Origin of the sequence: Pseudomonas zanjanensis (assembly GCF_014268745.2) — a bacterium.
In the GTDB taxonomy this organism is placed as follows: Bacteria; Pseudomonadota; Gammaproteobacteria; order Pseudomonadales; family Pseudomonadaceae; genus Aquipseudomonas; species Aquipseudomonas zanjanensis.
In genome coordinates, this window is sequence record NZ_JABWRB020000012.1 from 1 (window position 1) to 26,216 (window position 26,216).

Below are 26,216 nucleotides of genomic sequence, written 5' to 3' on the forward strand. Positions count from 1 at the left end.
GATGCTGGAGGCTCTAGTGAATGATCCAGCTCAACAACCACAACCCCAGCACCAGCCAGATGATGCCCATGACGATCGAGGCCCGCATGAACGCGCGAATGGCCGAGTACAGCAGCATCAGCCCGAGGATCAGGGCGATGATGCTGATGATCGAGGTGTCCATGCCCAGGGTGCGTGACAGCCCGTCGACGAAGTTGCCGCCGGCGTTGGCCAGGGTGTTGAAGAGGCCGCTGAGCAGGTCGACGATGAACCGGATCACCGAACCGAGCGCCTGGCCGAGCCATTCGAAAAAGCTTTCTGCCTGCATATGTGCATCCTGATGGGAGGGAATCTGCGTTGAGCCGTTGGCTCCTGATTGTAGGAGCTGTGGCGGCCGAGTTGGTTCGATTATGGGGCAAACCGCCGCTTCGTACCGAGGACTCTTGCCTTCCCCGATCATCCCCGTGAAGCTATGCGCATTCAGGAGAACCCGATGAACCTTGTTGAACTGACCGAACGCCTGCATGCCATTCGCGATCGTAACGATTGGCGGCAATTTCACAGCCCGAAAAACCTCGCCATGGCCGCCAGCGTGGAAATGGCCGAGCTGGTGGAGATCTTCCAGTGGCTGACCGAGGACCAGTCCCGCCAGTTGCCGGCGGACAAACTGGCCCACGCCGGGCAGGAAGTCGGTGACATCGTGTTGTACCTGTTGCTGCTTTGCAGTGAACTGGGATTGGACATGGACACCGTGGTGCGCAGCAAGCTGGCGGACAGCGAACGGCGGTTCGGCCAATGAGCGACCGTCATTTCGATCAGCTCGCCACGCGTTTCGCGGAGAAAATCTACGGCGGGGCCAAGGGCGCGATCCGCCTGGCAGTGCTTCAGGCCGACCTGCTGGAAAGCTTGCCGCAACGCCCGTTGCGCGTGCTGGACATCGGCGCCGGCCTGGGCCATATGTCGTTGTGGCTGGCCGAGCGCGGCCACCAGGTGACCCTGGCCGAGCCGGCCGAACCCATGCTCGAAGGCGCCCGCCAACGCTTTGCCGAGGCCGGCCAGCAGGCCACGTTTATCCAGGCGCCGTGGCAGGACCTGCTCGGCCAGTTGACCGAGCCTTACGACCTGGTGCTGTGTCACGCGGTGCTGGAGTGGCTGGCCGAGCCCCACGCGATCCTGCCGGTGCTGCATCAACTTACGGTCCCGGGCGGTTGGTTGTCCCTGGCGTTCTACAACCGCGACGCGTTGGTCTATCGCAACCTGCTCAAGGGGCATTTTCGCAAGTTGCGTAAAAACGACATGGCCGGCGAAAAACAGAGCCTGACACCACAACAGCCCCTTGATCCGCGCGAATTGGCGGCGCAACTTGAAGGCCTGTGGCAGGTCGAAAGCCAGAGTGGCGTGCGGGTTTTCCATGACTACATGCCCGTAGAATTCCAGGGGCGGGTGGAGCTAGCGCAGTTGCTGGAAATGGAGCTGGCCCACCGTCGCCATCCGGCATTTGCCGGGTTGGGGCGTTATCTGCACTGGATCTGCCGTCCCCTCTGATCTGAACGTGCAATCGGAGCGCGAAATGAAAGGTCGTTCAGGGTTGTTGGTGCTGTGCCTGGGGCTGGTGGCCTGCCAGGGCAGCAATCCCTATGTCGCCACGTCCAACCCGCTGCCGCCGGCGCCGCCCGAGGCCGCCACGGTGTTCGACCGCAGCGCCTATCCGGCGCCGCCCCGTGATTATGGGCGCTATCGCAGTTGGGCCTGGCGTGACGGGCGTTTGCCACCGGGCACTGCCTGGGCGGATTCGGCCCAAGTGGCCGAAGCGGTGAGCAATGCCCTCGACCAGCGGGGCCTGCGGCCGCTGCATGACAACCGGCCCGCCGACCTGTTCGTCAGCGCCGACCTGCGCCTGGAAACCCGCGTGCGTCAGGTTCGGGACGACTATGATGCGGGGTACTACGGTGGCTACAACCGTTACGACCGCTACGGTCCGGGTTATGGCGTGTACCGTCCGATGCCGATGGTGCGCACGTATCAGGAACAAGTCGTGGTGGTTCGGGTGGACCTGTTCGATGCCCGCACCGGTCAGCCGGTGTGGAGCGCCAGCGCCGAGACTGGCCAGCGGGGCAGCCAGACCGAGCGCACCGACGCCATTCGTGAAGCGGTGGAAAAAGCCCTGTCGGCGTATCCGCCAAGTTGATTACGCAACGGAGAAAAACCATGTTTCGCCGTCTTGCTCTACTGGCCTTCACCTTGCTGCTGGGGGCCTGTGCTTCTAACCAGGTCAATCATGACTTCGACACCAGCCGTGATTTCGCGGCATACCGCAGTTGGAGCTGGAAAGACCCGGCGCTGCAATATCGTCCCGATGACCCCCGTATCAAGAGCGACCTGACCGAGCAGCGGATCCGCCAGGCGGTGGCCGATCAACTCGACCAGCGCGGCCTGCGTCCGGCCGCGGCAGGTGGGCGCGGCGATGTGCTGGTCCAGGCCTATTTGATTGTCGAGGACCGCCAGCAACAGGTCACGACCAACTATGGCGGCGGTTGGGGCGGCCCTTGGAACGGGTATTGGGGCGGGCCGATGTACAACGAAACCCGCAACATCAGCTACAAGGTCGCCACCGTGCAGATCGACCTGCTCGATGGCAAGGACGGCAAGCTGGTGTGGCGTGGCAGTGATGAGCAATTGCTCAGCAACTCCCCCAACCCGACCGACCGCAACACGGCTGTGCGCGAGACGGTCGGGCGGATCCTGTCCAACTACCCGCCGCGCTGAGTGGGGTGATTCAAGATGGATGCAAGCTGACCCACCGCCATCGCGAGCAGGCTCGCTCCCACAGGGATTGGTGGTGGCTATCGGATCTATGAACATCCCTGGACACACTGTGGGAGCGGGCTTGCTCGCGAAGACGGCTGCACAGTCACATTGATTCAGACTGACCCACCGCTTTCGCGAGCAAGCCCGCTCCCACAGGGGGCGCGGTGAATACCATCGACCTGCTCAGGCCACCGGCCGCCACGCTCCCACCATATGCTCCAGCGCTCCGGCGCCCATCAGTTGCAGTTGCCCACTGGAGCCCGCCGCGCTGGCCAGCAGGGTCACTTCGCTGGGCAGGCGCACTGGTTTTTTGAAGGTCACGTCAATTTCGATGTTGGCCTCGGCCAGGTGGTCATCCAGCGCCGCCAGGGTCCTGGCCTTGTTCCACAGACCATGGGCGATGGCGGTGGGGAAGCCGAACAGCCGAGCGCTCATGCCACTCAGGTGGATCGGGTTGTAGTCGCCGGAGACCTTGGCGTACTGCCGACCGATGTCAGCCGGTGCGGCCCAGCGCGCGACTTCAATCAAGGGCAAGCTGGCCTCGGGCGAGTCGTCCACCAGTGCGCCGTCAAGCTGGACCCCTTTGCACAGCATCTGGCTCCGGGCCTCCCACAGCGGCCCCAATTGATCATCCAGGCGGGTCACCAAGTCGAAGACCGCGCCCTTGGGGTGGGCTTGCAGGTTCTCGACGTGGACGCTGGTCCGCACTTGGCCGACGCCGCCCATGGGCCGCAATACACGAATGCGGTTGCTCAAGTGGATCAGCCCCAACAACGGAAAAGGGAAGTCCCGCCCCGTGAGCAATTGCATTTGCAGGGCGAACGCCAAGACGTGGGGATAGGTCGGCGGCAGCAGTCCGTTATCGACGAAACCGCAAACCTTGCGATAAGCCGCCAGCCGTTGCGGGTCGACCTGGAGCACCTGGCGCAACCCTTCCTCGGGCAAGGTCGTTCCGGTGATCTTGCGCCGTGTCGCCGCTTTCGAATACAGCCCGGACATGGAGGGCGGGCTGCTGACGTCATGCCATTGAATCGTCATGGTCACGCTCCCAGAAGGCTTTGCCCGCATACCCGCAGGGCCTGACCGGTCACGGCCCCCGTGCCTGGTTGCGCGAGCCAGGCCACGGCTTCGGCGACGTCCTGGGGCAAACCGCCCTGGCCAAGGGAACTCATGCGCCGTCCGGCCTCGCGCAAGGCGAAGGGGATCTCGGCGGTCATGCGGGTTTCAATGAAGCCCGGCGCCACGGCATTGATGCTGATCCCGCGTGTTTGCAACTGCGGCGCCCACGCCTGGGCCAGGCCGATCAGCCCGGCTTTGCTCGCCGCATAGTTGGTCTGCCCACGGTTGCCGGCAATGCCGCTGATGGACGCCAGCAGAACCACCCGGCCATTGTCCCGCAGGGTGCCGCTGTCCAGCAGGGCCTTGGTCAGTACTTGCGGGGCGTTGAGGTTGACGGCCAGCACGGCGTCCCAGAATTCCGGGGTCATGTTGGCGAGGGTCTTGTCCCGGGTGATGCCGGCGTTGTGCACCACGATATCGACGCCGTCGGGCAAGTGCTCGATCAACTGAGGGGCAGCCTCTTCTGCGCAGATATCCAGCGTGACGCTGCGCCCGCTCAAGCGTGCCGCCAGGGCGTCGAGATCGGTCTTGGCCTGGGGGACGTCCAACAGGATCACGTCGGCGCCATCGCGGGCCAGGGTTTCGGCGATGGCGGCGCCGATCCCGCGGGCTGCACCGGTGACCAACGCCTTGAGCCCCGTGAGCGGCCGGGTCCAGTCCTGGACTTGGGTGTCACAGGCGTTAAGACGAATGACCTGCCCGGAAATGAAGGCGCTTTTGGGCGACAGGAAAAACCTCAGCGCACCTTCCAACTGGGTTTCGGCACCGTCGCCGACGTACAGCAATTGCAGCGTCCCGCCGTGGCGCAGCTCTTTGGCCAGGGACCGGCTGAAACCCTCCAACGCTCGCTGGGCACTGGCGGCGAACGGATCGCCAAGGCTTTCCGGTGCACGCCCGAGGATGACGACATGGGCGCCGTGGTCGAGGTTTTTCATCAGCGGCTGGAAAAATTCCCGCAGTTGCTTGAGCTGGTCGGCCTGGACCAAATGGCTGGCGTCGTACACCACCGCCTTGATTTTCGGGCCGTGGCCGGGGATCCATTCCGTGGCCAGGGTCGGTTCGCCGCCGTAGATGAAAATGCTGTCGGTCAGGCGCTTGGCAAAGGTGCTGACCTGTTCGGTCAACGGCCCACCGCCCAGCAGCAGCGCGCCTTCGATCGGCCGCAGCCGCCCGGCCTGCCAGCGTTCCAGGCGTACCGGCGAGGGCAGGCCGAGGGACCCGACCATGCGCCGGCCAATGGGCGAATTGGCGAAGTCGATATAACGGTCAGACATGGAACACACTCCGGCTGATGAGGTTCCAAGTGTGGACCATGATTGGCAATCAGTCGTTCGATCGGCGAGATAAAGCCTAAGCTTGTGCCGGAGCGTCTTGTTCAGGGCTCCGGATACCTGTGGGAGCAAAGCTTGCTCGCGATGCAGACACCGCGTTTTTCAGGTAGGTCGTGTCATCGTTCATCGCGAGCAAGCTTTGCTCCCACAGGGTCCGGTTGAGTTTTCACAGGGTACACAGGGAGTTCTTTCATGACACAACTACGTCGCGTCGCGATCATCGGCGGTAACCGCATTCCCTTCGCCCGCTCCAACGGGCTCTATGCCACCGCCAGCAACAAGGCGATGTTGACGGCTGCCCTCGAGGGGCTGATCGAACGCTACAACCTGCATGGCTTGCACATCGGCGAATTGGCGGCCGGTGCGGTGCTCAAGCACTCCCGGGATATGAACCTGACCCGCGAGTGCGTGCTCGGTTCGCGGTTGTCACCGATGACGCCGGCCTATGACGTACAGCAAGCCTGCGGTACGGGGCTGGAGACGGTGCTGCTGGTGGCCAACAAGATTGCCCTGGGCCAGATCGACAGCGGCATTGCCGGCGGCGTCGACACCACATCGGACGCGCCGATCGCCGTCAACGAGGGGTTGCGCAGGATCCTGCTGCAAGCCAATCGCGCCAAGACCACCGCCGAGAAAATCAAGACTTTCCTGCAATTGCGCCCCCAACACCTGATACCGGATCTGCCGCGCATCAACGAACCGCGCACTGGCCTGAGCATGGGCGAGCACTGTGAATTGATGGCCCAGACCTGGCAGATCCCTCGGGAGGCGCAAGACCAGTTGGCCCTGGAGAGCCATCAGAAAATGGCCGCGTCCTACGCAGAAGGTTGGCAGAACGACTTGATGACGCCGTTTCTCGGCCTGACCCGGGACAACAACCTGCGCCCGGACCTGACCCTGGAAAAACTCGCGTCCCTCAAGCCGGCCTTCGAAAAAAGCGCCAAGGGCACGATGACCGCCGGCAACTCCACGCCACTGACCGACGGTGCCTCGTTGGTGCTGCTGGGCAGCGAAGAATGGGCCAAGGCCCGGGGCCTGCCGATCCTGGCGTACCTGCGTGACGGTGAAACGGCGGCGGTGGATTTCGTCAACGGTGCCGAAGGGCTGCTGATGGCCCCGGTCTACGCCGTGCCGCGATTGTTGGCGCGCAACGGCCTGACCTTGCAAGACTTCGATTACTACGAAATCCACGAAGCGTTCGCCGCCCAAGTGCTGTGCACGCTCAAAGCCTGGGAAGACCCGGACTACTGCAACACCCGCCTGGGTCTCGACGCGCCGCTGGGGTCCATCGACCGCAGCCGGCTGAACGTGAAGGGCAGTTCCCTGGCCGCCGGGCATCCGTTTGCCGCCACGGGCGGGCGCATTGTCGCCAACCTCGCCAAGTTGCTGGATGCCGCCGGGCGAGGTCGAGGGTTGATCTCCATCTGTGCCGCCGCCGGCCAGGGCGTGACGGCGATCATCGAGCGTTGACGAGGGCGCCGTCCTGGCCGGATGTCAGCGCCTTGTGCTGGCTGGCATAGCGCTCGGCCAGGATCGAGCAGACGATCAACTGCAGCGGGTGATAGATCATGATCGGCAGCAGAATCAGCCCCAGGCCCGGATGGTTGCCGAAAATCAACGCCGCCATCGGCACCCCGGCGGCAAGGGATTTCTTGCTGGCGCAAAACACCGCGGCGACTTCATCGGCGCTGTTGAACTTCAGGGCGCGGGCGGTACGGGTGGTCGCCCACAGGATGATTGCCAGCAGCACGGCACTGCCCACCACTGCGCTGAGCAACACGCCGTTGCCTTGCTGGCGCCAGATGCCGGACACCATCGAGTTGCAGAACGCCGCATAGACCAGCAGCAGGATGACCAACTTGTCGATGAGGCTGGTGTAGCGTTTGTATCGTCCGAAAAAGCCGGCCAGCCAACGCCGCAGGAACTGCCCCAGCACCAGCGGCAGCAGCAACATCAGGCACAGGTCGAGCAAGGTTGACCCCAGGTCGATGCCCCCGGCGCCACTGCCGACGACGAAACTGACCAGCAACGGTGTCAGGAAAATCCCCAGTACGCTGGACAGGCTCGCGTTGAGAATTGCCGCTGGCACGTTACCTTTCGCACTGCCCGTCAGGGCCACCGAGGAAGAGATCGTCGAGGGCAGGGCGCAGAGGTAGAAGAACCCCAGCATCAGCAGCGCCGGCACATGGCTGCCCAGCAGCCAGTTGCTGAGTAGCCAGATCAAGGGGAACACGCCAAAGGTGAAACCCTGCACCATCGCATGCAGCCGGATGTTCTTCAGGCCGTGGCGGATCTGCTCGCCGGACAGGTTGACCCCGTGCAGGAAGAACACCACGAAGATGCCGATGTTGACCACCCATTCGGCATGCATGGCACCGCCCGTGGCGCCAAAGGTCGGGAAGAAATACGCCAACAGCGTGGCGAGCAACATGCCGCACAGGAACCAGTCGGTCACCAGGCGTTTGAGGTGTCTGACGATATGCATAGGGCACCGCAAGTTGTAGGAAAAGTCGACTTAGCCTAATGTCATCTTCATTAGTCGTCTTGCGACATAAGGCCAATCAATGCCGCCTAACGGACATCAGCAGCTGGAACGCCATATCCCCGACCTGGCGCAATTGCCGAGGCCGTTGTACGCCCGTGTCGAAAGCCTGAGTGCCGGTTCCTGGACCCAAGCCCATCGTCATGATTGGGTGCAGTTTTCCTACGCCATCAGCGGCGTTCTTGGCGTACACACCGCCGCCGGCAGTTTTTTTGCCCCGCCACAACGGGGTATCTGGATTCCGGCGGACCTGGAGCATCAGGTGGTGACCTCGACCCGGGCGGAAATGCGCAGTCTGTACGTCCATCGCCACGCTTGCCCCTGGGCCGATGAGCGCTGTCGGGTGCTGGAGGTCACGCCACTGGCCCGTGAACTGATCAAGGTGTTCTGTCAGCTGCCGGTCGATTATCCCCAGGGTAATACCCAGGAAGAACGGCTGGTGCAGGTGCTGCTGGATCAGTTGGCGACGCTGCCGGAGGTGGGATTTTCCTTGCCACTGCCGCGACATGCCCGCTTGCTGGCGCTGTGCAACGAATTAATCGAACAGCCCGAACAGAACGTCACCTTGCACGCTTGGTCCGAGCGTCTGGGCACGTCGGAAAAAACCCTGATGCGTCTATTCCAGCGCGAGACCGGCCTGAGCTTTCGGGCCTGGCGCCAGCGCATGCGTTTGTTGTCGTCCCTGGGTTCGTTGGAGAAGGGCGACAGCGTTACCAGCGCCGCGTTGTCCTGTGGGTATGATTCAACGTCCGCGTTCATTGCCGCGTTCAAGGGGATGTTCGGGTTTACCCCGGGGGAGTTGTTCAAGCATTGAGTCGCCGCACTGGCCTACGGCGGCTGTAGGCATGGCTGTCAGCTCTTGTCGCAAATACCTGGGCATTCAGTTGCCAACGCCAGGTCCGGTCTCGGCTATGATTTGGCGCGGTCGATAATCCGGCACAGTGTGTGCATCACCGGTTCATAGGTCGGCAACCCCTCCCCGTGGAGCAAGGATTGCCGTATAACGACTGTCATTCGCGTGTTTGGTAATAAAGGACCCACAATAAAAGCTGATGAAGACTCCAAAACGCATTGAACCCCTGATCGAGGACGGTCTGGTCGACGAGGTGCTGCGCCCACTCATGAGTGGTAAAGAAGCAGCTGTTTATGTGGTGCGCTGCGGCAACGAGCTACGTTGCGCGAAGGTCTACAAGGAGGCGAACAAGCGAAGTTTTCGTCAGGCGGCCGAATATCAGGAAGGCCGCAAGGTGCGCAACAGCCGTCAGGCCCGGGCCATGGCCAAGGGCTCGAAGTTCGGGCGCAAGGAAACCGAGGACGCCTGGCAGAATGCCGAAGTGGCGGCCCTGTTTCGCCTGGCGAGCGCGGGTGTGCGTGTGCCCAAGCCGTACGACTTCCTCGAAGGCGTGCTGCTGATGGAGCTGGTGGCCGACGAGTATGGCGATGCGGCACCGCGCCTGAACGATGTGGTGCTGGAGCCGGACCAGGCTCGTGAATATCACGCCTATCTGATTTCCCAGATCGTGCTGATGCTGTGTACCGGTCTGGTGCATGGTGACCTGTCGGAGTTCAACGTCCTGCTCACGCCAACGGGACCGGTGATCATCGACCTGCCACAAGCCGTGGATGCCGCGGGTAACAACCATGCCTTCAGTATGTTGGAGCGGGACGTGGGCAATATGGCGTCCTACTTCGGCCGGTTCGCCCCGGAGCTCAAGCGCACCAAGTACGCGAAGGAAATGTGGGCACTGTACGAAGCCGGCACCCTGCACCCGGCCAGCGTGCTGACCGGCGAGTTCGACGAGCCGGAAGAGCTGGCGGATGTCGGCGGGATCATGCGTGAAATCGAGGCTGCACGCCTGGACGAAGAACGCCGCCAGGCGGTCCGCGCCGCCGACGATGCACCGCCCGGCAAGACCGAAGAACCACCGCCGCCGTGGATGCAATGATCGGTTGAACAAAAACCCGGCCAATGGCCGGGTTTTTTGTGGCCCTAAAACAGCCCCACCGCCCATCCCCTGTGGCGCAACCCTCCTTGTGGGAGCGGGCTTGCTCGCGAAAGCGGTGGGTCAGCTTGGATCAATGTTGAATGTGCCGCCGCCTTCGCGAGCAAGCCCGCTCCCACAGAGGTTTTGTGTTGGAGCTCGAATCTGATGTCCCCCACAGGGCGGTTGGCATCAATTCTTACAGCACCCCGACGCCAGTTCCTTGAGGATCGGACAATCCGGGCGGTGGTCGCCGTAGCAGTGTTCGACCAGGTCTTGCAGGGTGTCGCGCAGTTCGGCCAACTCGCGGATTTTCTGGTTCAGTTCATCGATGTGTTGCCGGGCCAGGGCCTTGACGTCGGCGCTGGCGCGTTGGCGGTCTTGCCAGAGGGTCAGCAGTTTGCCGACCTCTTCCAGGGAAAATCCCAAGTCGCGGGAGCGCTTGATGAACGCCAGGGTGTGCAGGTCATCGGTGCCGTAGATCCGGTAACCGCTGTCGGTACGATGTGCAGCCTTGAGCAGGCCGATGGATTCGTAATAACGGATCATCTTCGCGCTCAGGCCGCTCTGGCGGGCCGCTTGGCCGATGTTCATCGCTTGTCCTCCAATGGCTTGGGTGTCCAGAACTTCAACAGTAACGCATTGCTCACCACGCTGACGCTCGACAGCGCCATGGCCGCGCCGGCCAGCACCGGGTTGAGAAAACCGAACGCCGCCAGGGGGATGCCGATCAGGTTGTAGATAAACGCCCAGAACAGGTTCTGGCGGATCTTGGCGTAGGTCTTGCGGCTGATGTCCAGCGCCGCCGGCACCAGGCGCGGATCGCCGCGCATGAGGGTGATGCCCGCGGCATGCATCGCCACATCGGTGCCGCCGCCCATGGCAATGCCAATGTCGGCGGCGGCCAGGGCCGGGGCGTCGTTGATGCCGTCGCCCACCATCGCCACCACCGAATGGCGCTTCAATTGTTGGACGATGGCGGATTTATCCGCCGGTAGTACCTCGGCGTGGACATTGGAAATCTCCAGCGCCTGGGCCACTACTCGGGCGCTACCTTGGTTGTCGCCGGTGAGCAGGTGGCTGGCGATGTGCTGTTCATCCAAGGCCCGTACGGCTGCCAGAGCACCAGGCTTGAGGGTGTCACCGAAGGCAAACAGGCCTAGCACCCGCGGCACTGCGCCTTGTTCGATCAGCCAGGACAACGTGCGCCCTTCGGTTTCCCAAACCTGCGCAGATTCGGCCAGCGAACCGGGCTCCAGACCCCGTTCTTCAAGCAGACGACGATTGCCCAAGGCCAGGCGGCGCCCGTCGAGGCTACCGGCAATACCGCGTCCGGCCAGGGACTGGCTGTCGCTGACATCCGGCACGTGCAGGCCGCGCTCGGCGCAGGCATCCAGTACCGCTTTGGCCAGCGGATGTTCGCTGCCGCGTTGCAGCGCCCCGGCCATTTTCAGCAGCGCGTCCTCGTCGCCGTCGAGGGCGGTCAGGTGGGCGATGCGGGGCGTGCCGGAGGTGAGGGTGCCGGTCTTGTCGAACACCACGGTCGTGACTTCATGGGCGCGCTCCAAGGCCCCGGCGTCCTTGATCAGAATCCCGTGGCGCGCAGCCACACCGGTGCCAGCCATGATCGCCGTGGGCGTCGCCAGGCCCAGGGCGCAGGGGCAGGCGATTACCAGCACCGCAACGGCGTTGATCAGTGCGGTTTCCAGTGGGGCTCCGTACAGCCACCAGCCGATCAATGTCGCCAGGGCCAGCACCAGCACCACCGGCACGAAGACCTGGCTGACTTTATCCACCAGTTTCTGGATTGGCGCCTTGGCGGCCTGGGCGTCTTCCACCAGGCGGATGATGCGCGCCAGAACGGTTTCGGCGCCCAAGGCTTGCGTGCGGACCAGCAGCCGGCCTTCGCCATTGATAGCGCCACCCGTGACTTTGTCGCCGGGCTGCTTGGGCACCGGCAGGCTTTCGCCGCTGATCAGCGCTTCGTCGGCATGGCTCTGGCCTTCCAGCACTTCACCGTCCACCGGGAAGCGTTCGCCGGGCTTGACCAGCACCCGGTCATTCAAGCGCAGGGCGCTGATGGCAACGTCCCGCTCCTGGCCATCGATCACCTGGATCGCCCGCTCCGGGCGCAAGGCTTCGAGGGCGCGGATGGCGCTGGCGGTCTGGCGCTTGGCGCGGCTTTCCAGGTATTTGCCGAGCAGGACCAGGGCAATCACCACCGCCGAGGCCTCGAAATACAGGTGCGGCATGCTACCGGGACGGGCGATCGCCCATTCATACACGCTCAAGCCATAGCCGGCGCTGGTACCCAGGGCCACCAGCAGGTCCATGTTCCCGGCACCGGCCCGCACGGCCTTGAAGGCGGCGACGTAGAACCGCGCGCCAAAGATGAATTGCACCGGCGTCGCCAGGGCGAACTGCACCCAGGCCGGAAGCATCCAATGCACGCCGAACGGCTGCAGCAACATGGGCAGCACCAACGGCACGGACAGCAGGATCGCCAGCACCAGTGCCAGGCGTTCACGATTCAGGCGGTTGCCCTGGGTATCGGCGGCCTGCTCGGCCTGCCAGACCGTGGCGTCGTAGCCCGCGCGCTTGACCGCATCGATCAGGGTTTGTGCATCCACGTGGCCGAGCAGTTCGAGATGGGCCCGCTCGTTGGCCAGATTGACGTTGACGTTGTTCACGCCATCGACCTTGCCCAGGGCGCGTTCGACCCGACCGACACAGGAGGCGCAGGTCATCCCTTCGATGTTCAACTCCAGGGTTTGCACGGGAACGCTATAGCCCGCCTGTTCGACGGCCTGCTTCAAGGCCGGCAGGCTGCCTTTGGGGGCCTGGACTCGGGCCAGTTCCGTCGCCAGGTTGACGCTGACAGCACGGGTACCGGCGACTTTGCTCAAGGCTCGCTCGACCCGCCCGGCGCAACTGGCACAGGTCATCCCGGCAATGGGTAGATCGAACGTGGTGGATTCGGACATGGGTCAGGCTCCCTGTAGTGAATGACTACAGGATCAACCTTGCCATTCTGGCAAGGTCAAGCGCCAATCCAAAACAGCGTTGCCGATCCCTGTCTGGGGAGTTGGCTCTGTGGGAGCAAGGCTTGCCCGCGATCCAGGCACCGCAGTCTCTTGAGGGACCGCAGCGCCTGGATCGCGAGCAAGCTTTGCTCCCACAAAGCTCCACAGGGGCTGGCAACCACAAGATGGGGGTGTCAGTAACCGAGCCCAGCCTGCTTGAGGTACATGCCTTGTTCATTCATGGCGATGCGGAACTTCAAGATGTCACCGGCCTTGAGGGTGATGTTCTGAGACCCTGGCGCGAGCATGCCCGGGTTGCACCCCGGCGCTTGTCCGGGCAGCAATTTCAGGCGCAAGGAGAATTGACCCGGCGGCAGGTTGAACGAGGTGCTTTGCTCCTGGAACAGCCGGGCCGAGAGTTGGTCCTGGATATAGATGCCGATTTCGCAATTGGTCGACACCTCCAGGCGCTCGCGGGAAATGATCAACACGCCATAGTCTTCGCCGGCGGCCGAGGCCTGGGGCGCTACCGCTGAAAGACCGAGCATGCAAAACAGGCTGAACGCTGACCAGCGCATGGCTGAACCTCCGGTGTGAAATCCTTGATGTGTGCAGCTTGGCTGAGGGCGAGGCCGATTGCCAGCCCGGCAGTTTTTGTCAGAACTTGACCTTTCCATCGTGGCAAGCTTGAGACTGGCGGCAACCTCAATCCCAAGGAGTCATCTCATGCAAACTTTTAATGTCGAGGGCATGTCCTGCGGTCACTGCGTCAAGGCCATCACCGAGGCGGTCCAGGCCAAGGATCCGGCGGCTGACGTGCGCGTCGACCTGGGCGCGAAGACCGTCCAGGTCCAGAGTTCGTTGCCGGCCGATGCCGTGGTCGCGGCCATCAAGGAAGAGGGTTATGGGATCAGTGTGGCTTGAGTTTTTTTAATCGTTAGCGACCTATCGGAATGTTCAAGAGCGCCCGGCACGGCTAGACTGTCGGGCTGTCGAACGACGCCTGAGCTGGACGCCCGATGAACCTCCGTACGATTCTGATTCTTGGCGCCTTGAGCGCTTTCGGTCCCTTGGCGATCGATTTCTACCTGCCCGCCTTTCCGGCGATGGCCACGGCCTTCGGTACTGACGAAAAACACATCCAGCTGACCCTGGCGGCCTATTTCCTCGGATTGTCCATCGGGCAGTTGGCCTATGGGCCTGTGGCGGACCGCTTCGGACGGCGGATTCCGCTGCTGACGGGCGTCGGCCTGTTCACCCTGGCGTCCCTGGCCTGCGCCTATGCGCCAAACCTCGAATGGCTGATTGGCGCTCGCTTCGTCCAGGCCTTGGGCGGCTGCGCCGGGATGGTGATTTCCCGGGCCGTGGTCAGTGACAAATGCGACGCGGTGGGCTCGGCGAAGGTGTTTTCGCAACTGATGCTGGTGATGGGCCTGGCGCCGATTCTCGCGCCGATGCTGGGTGGGTTGCTGGTGAACCTGCATGGCTGGCAGTCGATCTTCATTGCCCTGACCGTGTTCAGCGCGCTGGCGGCGACAGCCGTGGCCTTGTGGCTGCCGGAAAGCTTGCCGGACGATGTACCTCGGCAACCGTTGTCAGGGGCGTTGCGCCAGTATGGCCGATTATTGACCGACGCCGTCTACCTCGGCCATGCGCTGACGGGGGGCATCGCTATCGCTGGGATGTTTGCCTACATCGCCGGTTCGCCTTTCGTCTTCATCAAGCTCTACGGTGTACCGGCCGAACATTTCGGTTGGCTGTTCGGCACCAACGCGGCGGGCTTCATCCTGGTTGCCCAGGTCAACGCCCGGTTGCTGTCCAAGCGCGGCCCGGCGTTCCTGTTGAACCGCGCGGTATGGGTCTACCTGGGGGCGGGGCTGAGCCTGCTGGCGGTCAGTTCATTGCAACCGGCGCAGTTGTGGCCGCTGCTGGTCCCACTGTTTATCTGCATCGCCAGCCTGGGTTGCATCCTTCCCAATGCCTCGGCCTGCGCCATGAACGGGCAGGGCGCCCGGGCCGGCAGTGCCTCGGCGATGCTGGGATGCCTGCAGTTTTCCGTGGCGGCGGGAGCCGCTGCGTTGGTCGCTGCATTGCATGACGGCACCGCCGTGCCGATGGCCTTGGTCATCAGCCTTTGCGGGTTATTGGTGGTGGGTGCCGCCATGCTCACCCGTCGTCTGCAAAATGCCCAGGCAGTGGCCCAGGCCAGTCGCGAGGGCTGACTCAGCCGGCCGCGCGCTGCTGTTGTTCGGGGAAACGATGGGGCGCGTGGATCCGCGCCTGCAAGGTCGTGGCAAAAGCCTGGGCTTCGGCCTCGGTACGGAAGGTGACGACGTGCTGGTCAAGACGCACTTGCCATTGGGATTTTGCCACTTCTTTTATCAGGATCTTCATTGCTGACCTCCTCACGAAAAGATTGCGTTGCAAAGGCCTCGAGTGTAGACCCGAATGCGATCGCATTTGTGACAACGGTCAATTCTCGGACTGACGGTTAGTCGCCGGCTAATGAGGCAATCACTGTGGCGAGGGAGCTTGCTCCCGCTCGGTTGCGCAGCAACCGCAAAAACCAGGGGCCGCTACGCAGCCCAGCGGGAGCAAGCTCCCTCGCCACGGGATTGTTAGCGGGGCGACCGCCGTGTTCGGTCAGAAGCCCTCGAGCACAATCTTGCCCTTGGCCTGGCCGCTTTCCAGCAAGGCATGGGCCCGGCGCAGGTTTTCGGCGTTGATGGTGCCGAAATGCTCGCCCACCGTGGTCTTCAGCGTGCCGGCGTCGATCAGGGCGGCCACGCGGTTGAGCAGCTTGTGCTGTTCAAGCATGTCGGCCGTTTCGAACAGCGAGCGGGTGTACATGAATTCCCAATGCAACGACAGGCTCTTGCGCTTGAGCTTGGTCACGTCCAGCGCCTTGGGGTCGTCGATCAGCGCCAGCTTGCCCTGGGGTGCGAGGGCTTCGACCAGTTGGTCCAGATGCTGGTCGGTCTGGGTCAGGCTGGCGACGTGAGTCACCTGGGGCTGGCCCGCTTCTTTCAATACTTCGCTCAAAGGGCGGCTGTGGTCGATCACCAGGTCAGCACCCAGGCTGCGCACCCATTCCTGGGTTTGCGCCCGGGACGCGGTGCCAATCACCTTCAACCCGGTGAGTTGGTGGGCCAGTTGCGTCAGGATCGAACCCACGCCTCCCGCCGCGCCGACGATCAACAGGCTCTGCCCCTGGTCATCCTGGTCTTCCTGGATGTGCAGGCGCTCGAACAACAGTTCCCAAGCGGTAATGGCCGTCAGCGGCAGCGCCGCGGCGTCGGCGAAACCGAGGGTCTTGGGCATGTGGCCGACGATGCGTTCATCCACCACATGCAGCTCGCTGTTGCCACCGGCCCGGGCGATGGAACCGGCGTAGAACACCTTGTCCCCGGCTTTGAACAGCGTGACCTCGCTGCCGACTGCCTTGACCACGCCGGCCACATCCCAGCCCAGCACCTTGGCGGCACCACCTTCGGGCTGGACGTTCTGGCGGACCTTGGTGTCCACCGGATTGACCGAAATGGCCTTGACCTCCACCAGCAGGTCCCGGGGGCCTGCGACCGGTTCCGGCAGCTCGATGTCCTGGAGCGATTGCGGGTCGGTGATGGGCAACGAATGGTAGTAAGCGATGGCTTTCATGAAGCGGCTCCGTGAGGTGAGTTTCGATGAAGGCCATGTTTAGCTATTTATCACCGAGATAAAACCGGCTAAAACAACAGGCTCTTTCAATAATATTTTGATAATGGAGTCGTCATGCTTCGCTTCGATGACTTGCAATTGTTTGTCCGGGCGGCGGACCTGGGCAGTCTCTCGGCGGCAGCCAGGGTCATGGACCTGTCGGCGGCGGTGGCCAGTGCCGCGTTGAAACGGATCGAACAGCACCTCGGTGCGCGGCTGTTGGCCCGTTCCACCCGCAGTCTGCGCCTGACGGCCGAAGGCGAGGGGTTTCTCGAATACGCCCGTGCCGCGTTGAGCAGTCTCGACGAAGGACGGCGGTTATTGACCAGCGGCCAGGATCAGGTCAGCGGGGTGTTGCAGTTGTCCGCGCCCTCGGACCTGGGGCGCAACCTGCTGTTGCCCTGGCTGGATGAGTTCCAGCGCGAGCATCCCGGGCTGACGGTGCGGCTGCTGCTGGGAGATCGCATGGCCGACTTGTTCAAGCAGCCGGTGGACATCGCCCTGCGTTATGGCGAGCCGGAAGATTCAAGCCTGGTGGCCTTGCCCGTCGCCCCGGATAACCGCCGGGTGCTGTGTGCGTCGCCAGACTATCTGGCGCGCCAGGGTGAACCTCATCAACTGGAACAACTGGCCCAGCACAACTGCCTGTTGTACATGCTGGGCAGCCGGATCCATGACCGATGGGTCTTTCATGACGGCAAACGGGAGGTGAGCCTCACCGTCGGCGGCGATCGCTTCAGTGATGACGCTGATGTGGTGCGCCGCTGGGCGGTGGCGGGGGCCGGGATTGCCTACAAGTCGTGGCTGGATGTGTCCACCGACGTACTGGCCGGGCGCTTGAAAATCCTCTTGCCGCACCTGCAATGCGAGCGCGCGCCCCTCAATCTGCTGTGTGCCCACCGGGCGCAATTGAGCAAACCCATCAACCTTTTGCGGGACATGCTCCGGGACCGCTGCGGTGAGTTGACGGCTCGATTTCCACTCCCGGCGGGGACGGGCCATTAGTCGCACGCAATTAGAGACTTTTCCCTCACGAACAATCGCCTCCAAAGGTTTCCGGAGGACAGGAAAGCGCGGTCACCGCGCTTATACTAGTGACCGCCTGCGCCAGAGCAGTAGACGAATGATTCAACAGGGAGTGAATACATGGAACATGCACCTTGCATCAGCCAGATCGCCACGCTGCTGGCTGACCCCAAGCGCAGCGCAATGATGTGGGCCTTGATGGACGGCACGGCCCGCCAGGCCGAGGAGCTGGCGTTGCTCGCCGGATTGTCGCCGTCCTCGGCCAATGCGCACCTGGGGCGCTTGTCCGCGGGAGGTCTGTTGAAAGTCGAGGCCCGGGGCCGCAAGCGGTTCTTCCGCCTGGCCGCGCCTGAAATCGGCGCCGCCGTCGAAGCGCTGGCCAGCGCGACCCTGGTCAGTACGCCACGGCAGATTCCGGAGGTCTTCAAGCGCCGGGTGATGCCGACCAAGGCCCCGTCGGTCCCCGCTTCGTTGATGCGGGCCAGACTGTGCGACGACCACCTGGGGGGAACCCTGGCGGCCGACCTCTACCAGCGCCTGCTGGACGCCGGATGGATCGAGCAGTTCGAACAAAGGGTGATCGTCACGCACAAGGGTGCCAATCAACTGGCCGAGCGGGGCTTGTTCATCCAGGCCCTGGCTTATCGCAATGCCCGTATCGCGTGCCCCTGCCCGGACTGGAGCGAGCGTCGTCCGCACCTGGGGGGCGCGCTGGGGGCGGCGTTGTTGCAACTGTTCATGCAGTCAGGTTGGCTGGCCTTGCCCAACGATTCGAGGGCCTTGCAGGTGACGACGCTCGGCCAGCAGGAAATCCACCGGTTCGCCCGGCAGGATGCCGTGGAGATGGCGTTCTAGGGAACTGGCACGTCGTTCAGGGCTGTCGACAGGTCGTATTCAGCAATAGCCGCTCGCAAGGTTCGCGCACACTCGGTCCGGGGAATTCTCGGATTGGGGAGGCAGCATGGACACTCACGGTTACAGCGCGGCGGAACGCCTGGAGCGGTTACCCATCAGTGGGTATCACCGGGTGATTTTCATCATCATTGCCCTGGCGTTTTTCTTCGACTCGATGGACCTGGCAATGATGACGTTCCTGCTGGGCTCGATCAAAACCGAGTTCGGCCTGAGCACCGCCCAGGCCGGTTTGCTCGCCAGCTCCAGCTTCTTCGGCATGGTGCTGGGGGCGTCGCTGTCGGGCATGCTGGCCGATCGGTTCGGGCGCAAGCCGGTGTTCCAGTGGAGCATCGTGTTGTGGGGCATTGCCAGTTACCTGTGCTCCACCGCCCAGGATGTCGAGACCTTGACGCTGTTTCGCGTCCTGCTGGGTATCGGCATGGGCATGGAGTTTCCGATTGCCCAGTCGATGCTGTCGGAGTTGATCCCGGCCAAGCGTCGAGGGCGCTACATCGCCTTGATGGATGGCTTTTGGCCCCTGGGCTTCGTGGCGGCGGGGGTGCTGTCGTATTTCCTGCTGCCGGTGATCGGCTGGCGCGACATCTTCCTGGTGCTGGCGGTGCCGGCGGTGTTTGTCCTGGCGATTCGCTTCTTCATTCCCGAGTCGCCGCGCTGGCTGGAACAGGCCGGTCGGGGTGACGAAGCGGACGCGGTGCTCAAGCGGATCGAAGACAAGGTCCGGACCTCGCTCGGACGTCGCGATCTGCCGGAGCCGATCCGCCTGCCAAGGGTGGAGAGTGTGCCGGGCAATTTCTTTTCGGCCCTGGCGCAGATCTGGTCGCCGCTGTATCGCCAGCGCACGATGATGATCTGGAGCGTCTGGTTCTTTGCCTTGCTCGGTTTTTATGGCCTGACGTCCTGGCTCAGCGCACTGTTGCAGCAGTCGGGGTTCGCCGTGACCCAGTCGGTGTATTACACCGTGGTGATTTCCCTGGGCGGGATTCCCGGCTTCCTGATGGCGGCCTGGCTGGTGGAGCGTTGGGGCCGCAAGCCGGTGTGCATCATCACGTTGCTGGGCGGCGGGGTGATGGCGTTTCTGTATGGGCAGAGCGCGGTGTTTGGTGGCAACGTCGGGCTGCTGATCGGCACCGGGTTGCTGATGCAGTTTTTCCTGTTCGGCATGTGGGCGGTGCTCTACACCTACACGCCGGAGTTGTACCCGACCTCCGCCCGGGCCACCGGCTCGGGTTTTGCTTCAGCGGTTGGGCGTATCGGTTCGCTGCTCGGCCCCTTGGTGACCGGCCTGGTGTTTCCCATCACCGGCCAGGGCGGCGTATTCGCCCTGGGCGCGCTGTGCTTCGCCGTGGCGGCGGGGGTGGTCTGGTTGTTCGGGATGGAAACCCGGGGCAAGACGTTGGAAGAGTTGAGCGAAGCGCCCGTCGCCGACTAAACACGATCCCCTGTGGGAGCGGGCTTGCTCGCGAAAGCGGTGTGCCAGTCGACATCATGTTAGCTGACACACCGTCTTCGCGAGCAAGCCCGCTCCCACAGGGGTTGATTGTCGGGGTTAAGGTTTCACCAACCGCGCATCCAGGCTGTTCTGCGCCAGGCGCTTGGCCTGGTCCTGGGTCATGCCCAGGTGGGTGTGCAGGGCGTGGAAGTTTTCGGTGACGTAGCCGCCGAAGTACGCCGGGTCATCGGAGTTCACCGTCACCTTCACGCCGCGCTCGAGCATGTCGAGGATGTTGTGTTGCGACATGTCGTCGAACACGCACAGCTTGGTGTTGGACAGCGGGCACACGGTCAACGGAATCTGCTCGTCGATGATCCGCTGCATCAGCCGCTCATCTTCGATGGCGCGCACGCCATGGTCGATGCGCTGGATCTTCAGCAGGTCCAGGGCTTGCCAAATGTACTCGGGCGGGCCTTCTTCGCCGGCGTGGGCAACGGTCAGGAAGCCCTCGTTGCGTGCGCGGTCGAATACGCGCTGGAACTTGCTCGGTGGATGGCCCATTTCCGAACTGTCCAGGCCCACGGCCACGAAGGCGTCGCGGAACGGCAGCGCCTGGTCGAGGGTCTTCTCGGCTTGTTCTTCGCTCAGGTGACGCAGGAAGCTCAGGATCAGGCCGCTTGTAATGCCCAGTTGCTGCTCACCGTCCTTGAGGGCGGCGGCGATGCCGTTGAGCACCACTTCGAATGGGACGCCACGGTCGGTGTGGGTCTGCGGGTCGAAGAACGGTTCGGTGTGGATCACGTTCTGCGCCTTGCACCGCAACAGGTAGGCCCAGGTCAGGTCGTAGAAATCCTGGGAGGTGCGCAGCACATCGGCGCCCTGGTAATAGAGGTCGAGAAATTCCTGCAGGTTGTTGAAGGCATAGGCCTTGCGCAGGGTATCGACGTCGTTCCACGGCAGGGCGATCTTGTTGCGTTCGGCCAGGGCGAACAGCAGCTCGGGTTCCAGCGAGCCTTCCAGGTGCAGGTGCAGTTCAGCCTTGGGCAGGGCGTTCAGCCAGTCGTACATGGTCTTTTCTCATCAGCGAATCGATGGCGGGCATTCTACAGGGGGCTGGCCGCCCTGTCGGGTAAAACCTGACCGGCTGATCCACTACACGGCCTGGGGCTCCCGCCGGTAAGCATAGGTGTCGGCGAAGCGCGACAGCAGGAATTCGGCGCAGGTCGTCGTTGGGTACTTGGGTGGGTGGGCGTCCTCCTGGCAACCGGGCAGGCACTGGATCAGCGTGTCGGGGTGCGGTTCGGCAAAGAATGGCATCGAATAGCGGTCCACTCCCAGCGGGCTGATCACCCGATGCGGCGTGGACAGGTAACGGTCGTTGCTCCAGCGCGCCATCATGTCGCCGAGGTTGACCACGAAGGTGCCATCGATGGGCGGCGCGTCGATCCACTGGCCATTGACGTTGCGCACTTGCAGGCCACCGGCGGCGTCCTGGTAGAGCAGGGTGATGCAACCGTAGTCGGTATGGGCGCCGGCACCTTGCTGTTCGGCGCAACTGGCGGTGTCGCGGGGCGGGTAATGGATCAGGCGCAGCACGCTCACCGGTTCGTTGAAGCGCGTGTCGAAAAAGTCCCGTTCGATGCCCAGGGCCAGGGTCATGGCCCGCAGCAGGGTTTGCGCAAGCGCTTGCATGTCACGGTAATGCTGCTCCATCAAGGCTTGCCAGCCGCTCAGGTCTGGATGGCGATTGGGGCCGCGCAACGGTTTTTCCGCCAGCACCTCGGGGTGATCGGCCGGCAGATGCAGGCCCATGTCGAAGGTTTCCTTCAGGTCGCTGGGCTTGGTCGGGTCCAGTTGTTCCGTGGCGACGGCGCCGTAGCCACGATGGTGGCGGGTCTGGGTGATGTCGATCTTGAGTTTTTCTTCGACGGGCAGGGCGAAGAAGCGTTGGGCATTGCCCAGCACCTCGGCGATGCGCGCCGGGCTGATGGGGTGGCCCTTGATGTAGAAGAAGCCCCACTGACGGCAGGCGCGGTCGATCTGCTCGGCGACGCCTTGCCAGGCGTCGGGCTCATCGCCGTAGAGCGGGCTGATGTCGATGATGGGCAGGCTGTTCATACTGCTTTCCTGAATTCGGATGCGGACTTCTGTGGGAGCGGGCTTGCTCGCGAAGGCGGCGGGACATTCAGCATCAATGTTGACTGACACTCCGCCTTCGCGAGCAAGCCCGCTCCCACAGGGTTTTGTGTTGATTCGCCAGCTATTTCGGAATCTCAGCCTTCATCCCTTCGACGTAATAATTCATCGACGCCAGTTCCGCGTTGGTGGCGCTCACGCCCGCGGGGATTTTCTCGACGCCGGCCTGGTCCTTGATCGGGCCGGTGAACGGGTGAAAGGCGCCGTTCTCGATATCGGCGATGATCTGCTCGGCTTCGCCCTTGACCGCTGCCGGCACCAGGTCGCTGATCGGCAGTTTCACCGTGCCTTCCTTCAGGCCACCCCAGTAGTCCTGGGGTTTCCAGTTGTGGTCAAGCACGCTCTGGGTCGCCTGGATGTAATGCGGGCCCCAGTCATTGACGATGGAGGTCAGCACCGCCTTGGGCCCGAAATGGGCCATGTCCGAAGCGTAGCCCACCGCATAGACGCCGCGGCGTTCGGCGGCCTGGATCGGTGCTGGGCTGTCGGTGTGCTGGAACACCACGTCCACGCCCTGGTCGATCAGCGCGTTGGCGGCGTCGGCTTCCTTGCCCGGGTCGAACCAGGAATTGACCCACACCACTTTGATTTCGGTGCCGGGGTTGTATTTGTTCAGGGCCAATTGGATGGCGTTGATATCGCGAATGACTTCCGGGATCGGGAACGAGGCGACGTAGCCGATCTTCTTGGTCTTGGTCATCTTGGCCGCGAGGAAGCCGCCGACGTAGCGACCTTCATAGGTGCGAGCCAGGTAGGTGCCGAGGTTCTTGTCCTGCTTGTAGCCGGTGGCGTGTTCGAAGGTTACCTTGGGAAACTGCTTGGCGACTTTCAGCGTCGGGTTCATATAGCCGAAGGACGTGGTGAAGATCAGGTCGTACTTGTCCTTGGCCATGTTACGGATCACCCGCTCGGCGTCGGCCCCCTCTGGTACGTTTTCCACGTAGTGGGTGGTGATCTGCTCGCCGAACTTCGCCGCCAGTTCCTTGCGCCCTTGTTCATGCTGATAGGTCCAGCCGTGGTCGCCGATGGGGCCGATGTAGACGAAGCCGACCTTCAGCGGGTCGGCGGCACTGGCATTCAGGCTGGCACCCAGGCCGACGGCCGCGACGACGGCGCAAAGCAATTTCTTCAAGGGACGTTTGTGCATGAACTCGAACTCCATTTTGTTGTGAGGTTGGCTGTGCAGCAGCAATGCAAAATGCTGACCAACAGGACAACTAATCGACACGACCTTATTGTGGCGAGGGAGCTTGCTCCCGCTGGGCTGCGCAGCGGCCCTGTTTTTTACGGTTGCTTCGCAACCGAGCGGGAGCAAGCTCCCTCGCCACAGGTTCTACATCCGCATAACCTGTGGGAGCGAGCTTGCTCGCGATGGGGCCGTCCGGATCGATAACGGTGCACCTGCCAGCCACTCGCCACCCCCTGGTGCATCACACCGAACGAAACGTTCGCCTCCCCCGACAGTCAGTAACTCATGACCCGCTCACAGTGACAGGCCCGCGATGCTCACTTTGATCAAGCAAGAAAAACTGCTGTTGCTGGCGCTGGCCGCCGTATGTGTCGCCTACCCGCTGGAGCACTGGCTGCTGGGCAGCGGGCAACTGGTGGCGTTGCTCGGCGGCCTGGTCCTGATCGGTTTCATCGTCGCCGCCTCCATGCGCGTAGCCCATCACGCCGAGTTGCTGGCGGAAAAGGTCGGTGATCCTTACGGCACCATGATCCTGACCTTGTCGGCGGTGCTGGTGGAGGTGGTGATCCTGGCGATCATGATGAACAACGAAGCCTCGTCGACGCTGGTGCGGGACACGATCTACTCGGCGGTGATGCTCGACATCAACGGCATCCTCGGGCTCGCGGCGCTGATGGGCGGGATCAAGCATGGCGAGCAGGTCTATAACGACGATTCGGCGCGCACCTACAGCGTGATGATTCTCACGGCCATGGGCGTGTCGATGGTGGTGCCGGAGTTCATCCCCCGGGATAGCTGGAAAACCTATTCTGCCTTCACCATCGGCGCGATGATCGTGTTGTACACGCTGTTCCTGCGCATGCAGGTCGGGCCCCACAGTTACTTCTTCAGCTACAGCTACCCGGAAAAACGCCGCAAGAAAGAACCGGTGGAAAACGAACCAGAACCTATCAGCCTGACGATTTCCATCAGTGCGCTGGTGTTTGGCGTGGTGGTGATCGGTGCGTTGGCTGAAGTGATGTCCAAGGCCATCGACCTGGGGCTGGAAGGCTCGGGTGCTCCGCCCGTGGTCACGGCGATCCTGGTGGCGGCGATCTCTGCCGCGCCGGAAATCCTCACCGCCCTGCGCGCGGCCCTCGCCAATCGCATGCAGGCGGTGGTGAACATCGCGCTGGGGGCTTCGTTGTCCACCGTGATCCTCACCGTGCCGGTGATGGAAGCCATGGCCCTCTACACCGGCCAGCCTTTCCAGATGGCGATGACCCCGGTGCAGACGGTGATGATTTTCATCACCCTGATCGTCTGCGCGATCAACCTCAACGATGGTGAAACCAATGCCATCGAAGGCATGACCCATTTTGTGTTGTTCGCGACGTTTATCATGTTGTCCCTGCTGGGCCTCTAGAAGAGCATCGCGGGCAAGCCTTGCTCCCACAGATCGCTGCAAGTCTGCGGGCTCACGAAAAGCTGTGGGAGCAAGCCTTGCCCGCGATGGCGTTGGGTCAGGCGCCGGCGATCAATTCCCGCGCCGCCTGGCTGTGATCGGCAATCAAGCCCTTCAAGTCCAACCCCTCGACTTGCCCGTCGATCACCCGCCATTGCCCACCGATCATCACCCGATCCGCCCGGTCCGCGCCGCACAGCAGCAGGGCCGAGACCGGGTCATGGCTGCCGGAGAAGCGCAGCTCATCGAGCTTGAACAGCGCCAGGTCGGCCTGTTTGCCCACGGCCAATTCGCCGATATCGCTGCGCCCGAGCAGTTGCGCCGAGCCCCGGGTCGCCCAGCCCAGTACGCGCTCCGGCGTGATCGCTTGCGCGCCGTAGCGCAGGCGCTGGATGTACAGCGCCTGGCGGGTTTCGAGGATCATGTTCGAGGCATCGTTGGATGCCGAGCCGTCGACACCCAGGCCCACGGGTGCGCCGGCGGCGGTCAGCTCCAGGGTCGGGCAAATGCCCGAGGCCAGGCGCATGTTCGAACTGGGGCAATGGCAGATGCCGGTGCCGGCGGCACCGAGTCGGGCGATTTCGTCAGGGTTGAAGTGAATGCCATGGGCCAACCAGGTCCGAGGGCCGAGCCAGCCGACGCTGTCCAGGTAATCCACGGTGCGCAGGCCGAAGCGTTGCAGGCAGAACGCTTCTTCGTCGAGGGTTTCGGCCAAGTGGGTGTGCAAGCGAACGTCGAGGGTTTCCGCCAGCTCGGCGCTGGCGCTCATGATCTGCGGCGTGACCGAAAACGGCGAGCAGGGCGCCAGGGCAATCTGGATCTGTGCGCCGTCGCCGCGCTCGTGGTATTCGGCGATCAGGCGCTGACTGTCGTCAAGAATCACCTCGCCCTGCTGCACGGTCTGTTGCGGTGGCAAGCCACCGTCGGCCTCGCCCAGGCTCATGGAGCCACGGGTCAACATCGCCCGCATGCCCAGCTTACGGACACTTTGCACTTGCACGTCGATGGCATTTTCCAGGCCCTGGGGAAACAGGTAATGATGGTCGGCCGCCGTGGTGCAGCCCGACAGCAGCAACTCGGCCAAGGCCACTTTGCTCGCCAGGGCGAGTTTTTCCGGAGTCAGCCGCGCCCACACCGGGTAGAGGGTCTTTAGCCAAGGAAACAACGGCTGGTTCACCACTGGTGCCCAGGCGCGGGTCAGGGTTTGGTAGAAGTGATGATGGGTGTTGATCAACCCCGGCAGGATCACATGCTCGCGCGCGTCGAAGACGTGGTCGCAGGGCTGGGCGGGTTGTTGGCCGGCGCTCAGCAGTTCGACGATCACACCGTCCTGCAGGACGAGACCGCCACGGGCATCGAGGTCGTTGGCCGTGAAAATGGCGAGGGGATTTTTTAACCAGGTACGGGTCGCAGGCATGGTGGCCGGCTCCTCTGAAAGTGGGTTCAGGTTAGCCAGCTCAGTGATGCCCTGTCTGCTGATCCAGGGTCGCCCATTGGATAGGGCGAGGTGCGGAGTTTACTCAGGTTGTGCTGC

Annotated in this window: 26 protein-coding genes; 13 read left to right on the top strand and 13 right to left on the bottom strand. The window is 63.0% G+C overall.

Translation table 11 applies throughout. The features are described from left to right. Window positions 1-13 precede the first annotated feature (13 nt). A complete protein-coding gene (locus tag HU715_RS26845) occupies window positions 14-307 on the bottom strand; it encodes a hypothetical protein (RefSeq protein ID WP_018607618.1) in 294 nt (97 codons plus the stop codon). A gap of 165 nt (window positions 308-472) precedes the next feature. Between HU715_RS26845 and HU715_RS26850 the strand changes: the two genes are divergently transcribed. The 4 genes from HU715_RS26850 to HU715_RS26865 are packed head-to-tail and all read left to right on the top strand — an operon-like array spanning window position 473 to window position 2,745. Beyond that, a complete protein-coding gene (locus HU715_RS26850; RefSeq protein WP_186707910.1) occupies window positions 473-778 on the top strand; it encodes a MazG-like family protein in 306 nt (101 codons plus the stop codon). Beyond that, on the top strand, window positions 775-1,524 hold the full coding sequence (locus tag HU715_RS26855; RefSeq protein WP_186707912.1) for a methyltransferase: 750 nt from the start codon (window positions 775-777) through the stop codon (window positions 1,522-1,524). Before HU715_RS26850 ends, HU715_RS26855 begins: the two co-directional genes overlap by 4 nt. Window positions 1,525-1,549: 25 nt before the next feature. After that, window positions 1,550-2,167, top strand: a complete 618-nt coding sequence (locus HU715_RS26860) for a DUF4136 domain-containing protein (protein WP_186707914.1) — start codon at window positions 1,550-1,552, stop codon at window positions 2,165-2,167. 20 nt (window positions 2,168-2,187) lie between these two features. Beyond that, window positions 2,188-2,745, top strand: coding sequence for a DUF4136 domain-containing protein (locus HU715_RS26865; RefSeq protein WP_186707916.1), 558 nt, complete (start codon window positions 2,188-2,190; stop codon window positions 2,743-2,745). A 225-nt stretch (window positions 2,746-2,970) separates the two neighbouring features. Here the strand turns inward: HU715_RS26865 and HU715_RS26870 are convergent, their stop codons facing one another. Beyond that, window positions 2,971-3,825 (bottom strand): MaoC family dehydratase, encoded by an 855-nt coding sequence (locus tag HU715_RS26870; RefSeq protein ID WP_186707918.1) that lies wholly within the window; start codon window positions 3,823-3,825, stop codon window positions 2,971-2,973. A 2-nt stretch (window positions 3,826-3,827) separates the two neighbouring features. Next, the gene (locus HU715_RS26875; protein WP_186707920.1) at window positions 3,828-5,180 is read right to left on the bottom strand and encodes a 3-oxoacyl-ACP reductase; all 1,353 of its coding nucleotides are present in this window, start codon (window positions 5,178-5,180) and stop codon (window positions 3,828-3,830) included. 249 nt (window positions 5,181-5,429) lie between these two features. Between HU715_RS26875 and HU715_RS26880 the strand changes: the two genes are divergently transcribed. Further along, window positions 5,430-6,707, top strand: a complete 1,278-nt coding sequence (locus HU715_RS26880; RefSeq protein ID WP_186707922.1) for an acetyl-CoA C-acetyltransferase — start codon at window positions 5,430-5,432, stop codon at window positions 6,705-6,707. On the opposite strand, the gene HU715_RS26885 is transcribed toward HU715_RS26880, so the two are convergent. Further along, complete coding sequence (locus tag HU715_RS26885; RefSeq protein WP_186707924.1) at window positions 6,694-7,722, bottom strand: bile acid:sodium symporter family protein; 1,029 nt, start codon at window positions 7,720-7,722, stop codon at window positions 6,694-6,696. The genes HU715_RS26880 and HU715_RS26885 overlap by 14 nt on opposite strands. Window positions 7,723-7,801: 79 nt before the next feature. Here HU715_RS26885 and HU715_RS26890 point away from each other — a divergent pair, with 79 nt between their 5' ends. Next, window positions 7,802-8,593: an AraC family transcriptional regulator gene (locus HU715_RS26890; RefSeq protein WP_186707926.1), complete on the top strand. Its 792-nt coding sequence runs from the start codon at window positions 7,802-7,804 to the stop codon at window positions 8,591-8,593. 238 nt (window positions 8,594-8,831) lie between these two features. Continuing rightward, window positions 8,832-9,725, top strand: coding sequence for a PA4780 family RIO1-like protein kinase (locus tag HU715_RS26895; protein WP_014336406.1), 894 nt, complete (start codon window positions 8,832-8,834; stop codon window positions 9,723-9,725). Between the two features lie 228 nt (window positions 9,726-9,953). On the opposite strand, the gene cueR is transcribed toward HU715_RS26895, so the two are convergent. The 3 genes from cueR to HU715_RS26910 form a co-directional block, all read right to left on the bottom strand. Next, window positions 9,954-10,355 (bottom strand): Cu(I)-responsive transcriptional regulator, encoded by a 402-nt coding sequence (cueR, locus tag HU715_RS26900; protein WP_186707928.1) that lies wholly within the window; start codon window positions 10,353-10,355, stop codon window positions 9,954-9,956. Continuing rightward, window positions 10,352-12,745 (bottom strand): heavy metal translocating P-type ATPase, encoded by a 2,394-nt coding sequence (locus HU715_RS26905; protein ID WP_186707930.1) that lies wholly within the window; start codon window positions 12,743-12,745, stop codon window positions 10,352-10,354. Before HU715_RS26905 ends, cueR begins: the two co-directional genes overlap by 4 nt. Before the next feature lie 233 nt (window positions 12,746-12,978). Beyond that, entirely contained in the window at window positions 12,979-13,362 is a 384-nt protein-coding gene (locus HU715_RS26910) for a hypothetical protein (RefSeq protein ID WP_186707932.1), read from the bottom strand. A gap of 148 nt (window positions 13,363-13,510) precedes the next feature. Here HU715_RS26910 and HU715_RS26915 point away from each other — a divergent pair, with 148 nt between their 5' ends. Both HU715_RS26915 and HU715_RS26920 read left to right on the top strand, forming a co-directional pair. Then, entirely contained in the window at window positions 13,511-13,708 is a 198-nt protein-coding gene (locus tag HU715_RS26915; RefSeq protein WP_186707934.1) for a heavy-metal-associated domain-containing protein, read from the top strand. A gap of 95 nt (window positions 13,709-13,803) precedes the next feature. Continuing rightward, window positions 13,804-15,006 (top strand): multidrug effflux MFS transporter, encoded by a 1,203-nt coding sequence (locus HU715_RS26920; protein WP_186707936.1) that lies wholly within the window; start codon window positions 13,804-13,806, stop codon window positions 15,004-15,006. Between the two features lies 1 nt (window position 15,007). Here the strand turns inward: HU715_RS26920 and HU715_RS26925 are convergent, their stop codons facing one another. Then, the gene (locus HU715_RS26925; RefSeq protein ID WP_170866862.1) at window positions 15,008-15,178 is read right to left on the bottom strand and encodes a hypothetical protein; all 171 of its coding nucleotides are present in this window, start codon (window positions 15,176-15,178) and stop codon (window positions 15,008-15,010) included. A gap of 249 nt (window positions 15,179-15,427) precedes the next feature. Beyond that, a complete protein-coding gene (locus HU715_RS26930; RefSeq protein WP_186707938.1) occupies window positions 15,428-16,441 on the bottom strand; it encodes a zinc-binding alcohol dehydrogenase family protein in 1,014 nt (337 codons plus the stop codon). A gap of 114 nt (window positions 16,442-16,555) precedes the next feature. Between HU715_RS26930 and vimR the strand changes: the two genes are divergently transcribed. The 3 genes from vimR (at window position 16,556) to HU715_RS26945 (ending at window position 19,850) form a co-directional block, all read left to right on the top strand. Next, entirely contained in the window at window positions 16,556-17,485 is a 930-nt protein-coding gene (gene vimR, locus HU715_RS26935) for a transcription regulator VimR (protein WP_186707940.1), read from the top strand. A gap of 141 nt (window positions 17,486-17,626) precedes the next feature. Then, entirely contained in the window at window positions 17,627-18,361 is a 735-nt protein-coding gene (locus HU715_RS26940; RefSeq protein WP_186707942.1) for an ArsR/SmtB family transcription factor, read from the top strand. A 106-nt stretch (window positions 18,362-18,467) separates the two neighbouring features. Further along, window positions 18,468-19,850, top strand: a complete 1,383-nt coding sequence (locus tag HU715_RS26945; RefSeq protein WP_186707944.1) for an MFS transporter — start codon at window positions 18,468-18,470, stop codon at window positions 19,848-19,850. Between the two features lie 117 nt (window positions 19,851-19,967). On the opposite strand, the gene HU715_RS26950 is transcribed toward HU715_RS26945, so the two are convergent. The 3 genes from HU715_RS26950 to HU715_RS26960 all read right to left on the bottom strand — a co-directional run bounded on the left by HU715_RS26950 (window position 19,968) and on the right by HU715_RS26960 (window position 23,196). Next, on the bottom strand, window positions 19,968-20,921 hold the full coding sequence (locus tag HU715_RS26950) for an adenosine deaminase (RefSeq protein WP_186707946.1): 954 nt from the start codon (window positions 20,919-20,921) through the stop codon (window positions 19,968-19,970). An 84-nt stretch (window positions 20,922-21,005) separates the two neighbouring features. Continuing rightward, the gene (locus HU715_RS26955) at window positions 21,006-21,971 is read right to left on the bottom strand and encodes a 2-oxoglutarate and iron-dependent oxygenase domain-containing protein (RefSeq protein WP_186707948.1); all 966 of its coding nucleotides are present in this window, start codon (window positions 21,969-21,971) and stop codon (window positions 21,006-21,008) included. Between the two features lie 142 nt (window positions 21,972-22,113). After that, window positions 22,114-23,196 (bottom strand): BMP family ABC transporter substrate-binding protein, encoded by a 1,083-nt coding sequence (locus HU715_RS26960; RefSeq protein ID WP_186707950.1) that lies wholly within the window; start codon window positions 23,194-23,196, stop codon window positions 22,114-22,116. Window positions 23,197-23,551: 355 nt separating this feature from the next. On the opposite strand from HU715_RS26960, the gene HU715_RS26965 reads away from it, so the two are divergent. Next, window positions 23,552-24,643 (top strand): calcium:cation antiporter, encoded by a 1,092-nt coding sequence (locus HU715_RS26965; RefSeq protein WP_186707952.1) that lies wholly within the window; start codon window positions 23,552-23,554, stop codon window positions 24,641-24,643. 97 nt (window positions 24,644-24,740) lie between these two features. On the opposite strand, the gene HU715_RS26970 is transcribed toward HU715_RS26965, so the two are convergent. Then, window positions 24,741-26,099, bottom strand: coding sequence for an 8-oxoguanine deaminase (locus HU715_RS26970; protein WP_186707954.1), 1,359 nt, complete (start codon window positions 26,097-26,099; stop codon window positions 24,741-24,743). Between the last annotated feature and the right edge of the window lie 117 nt (window positions 26,100-26,216).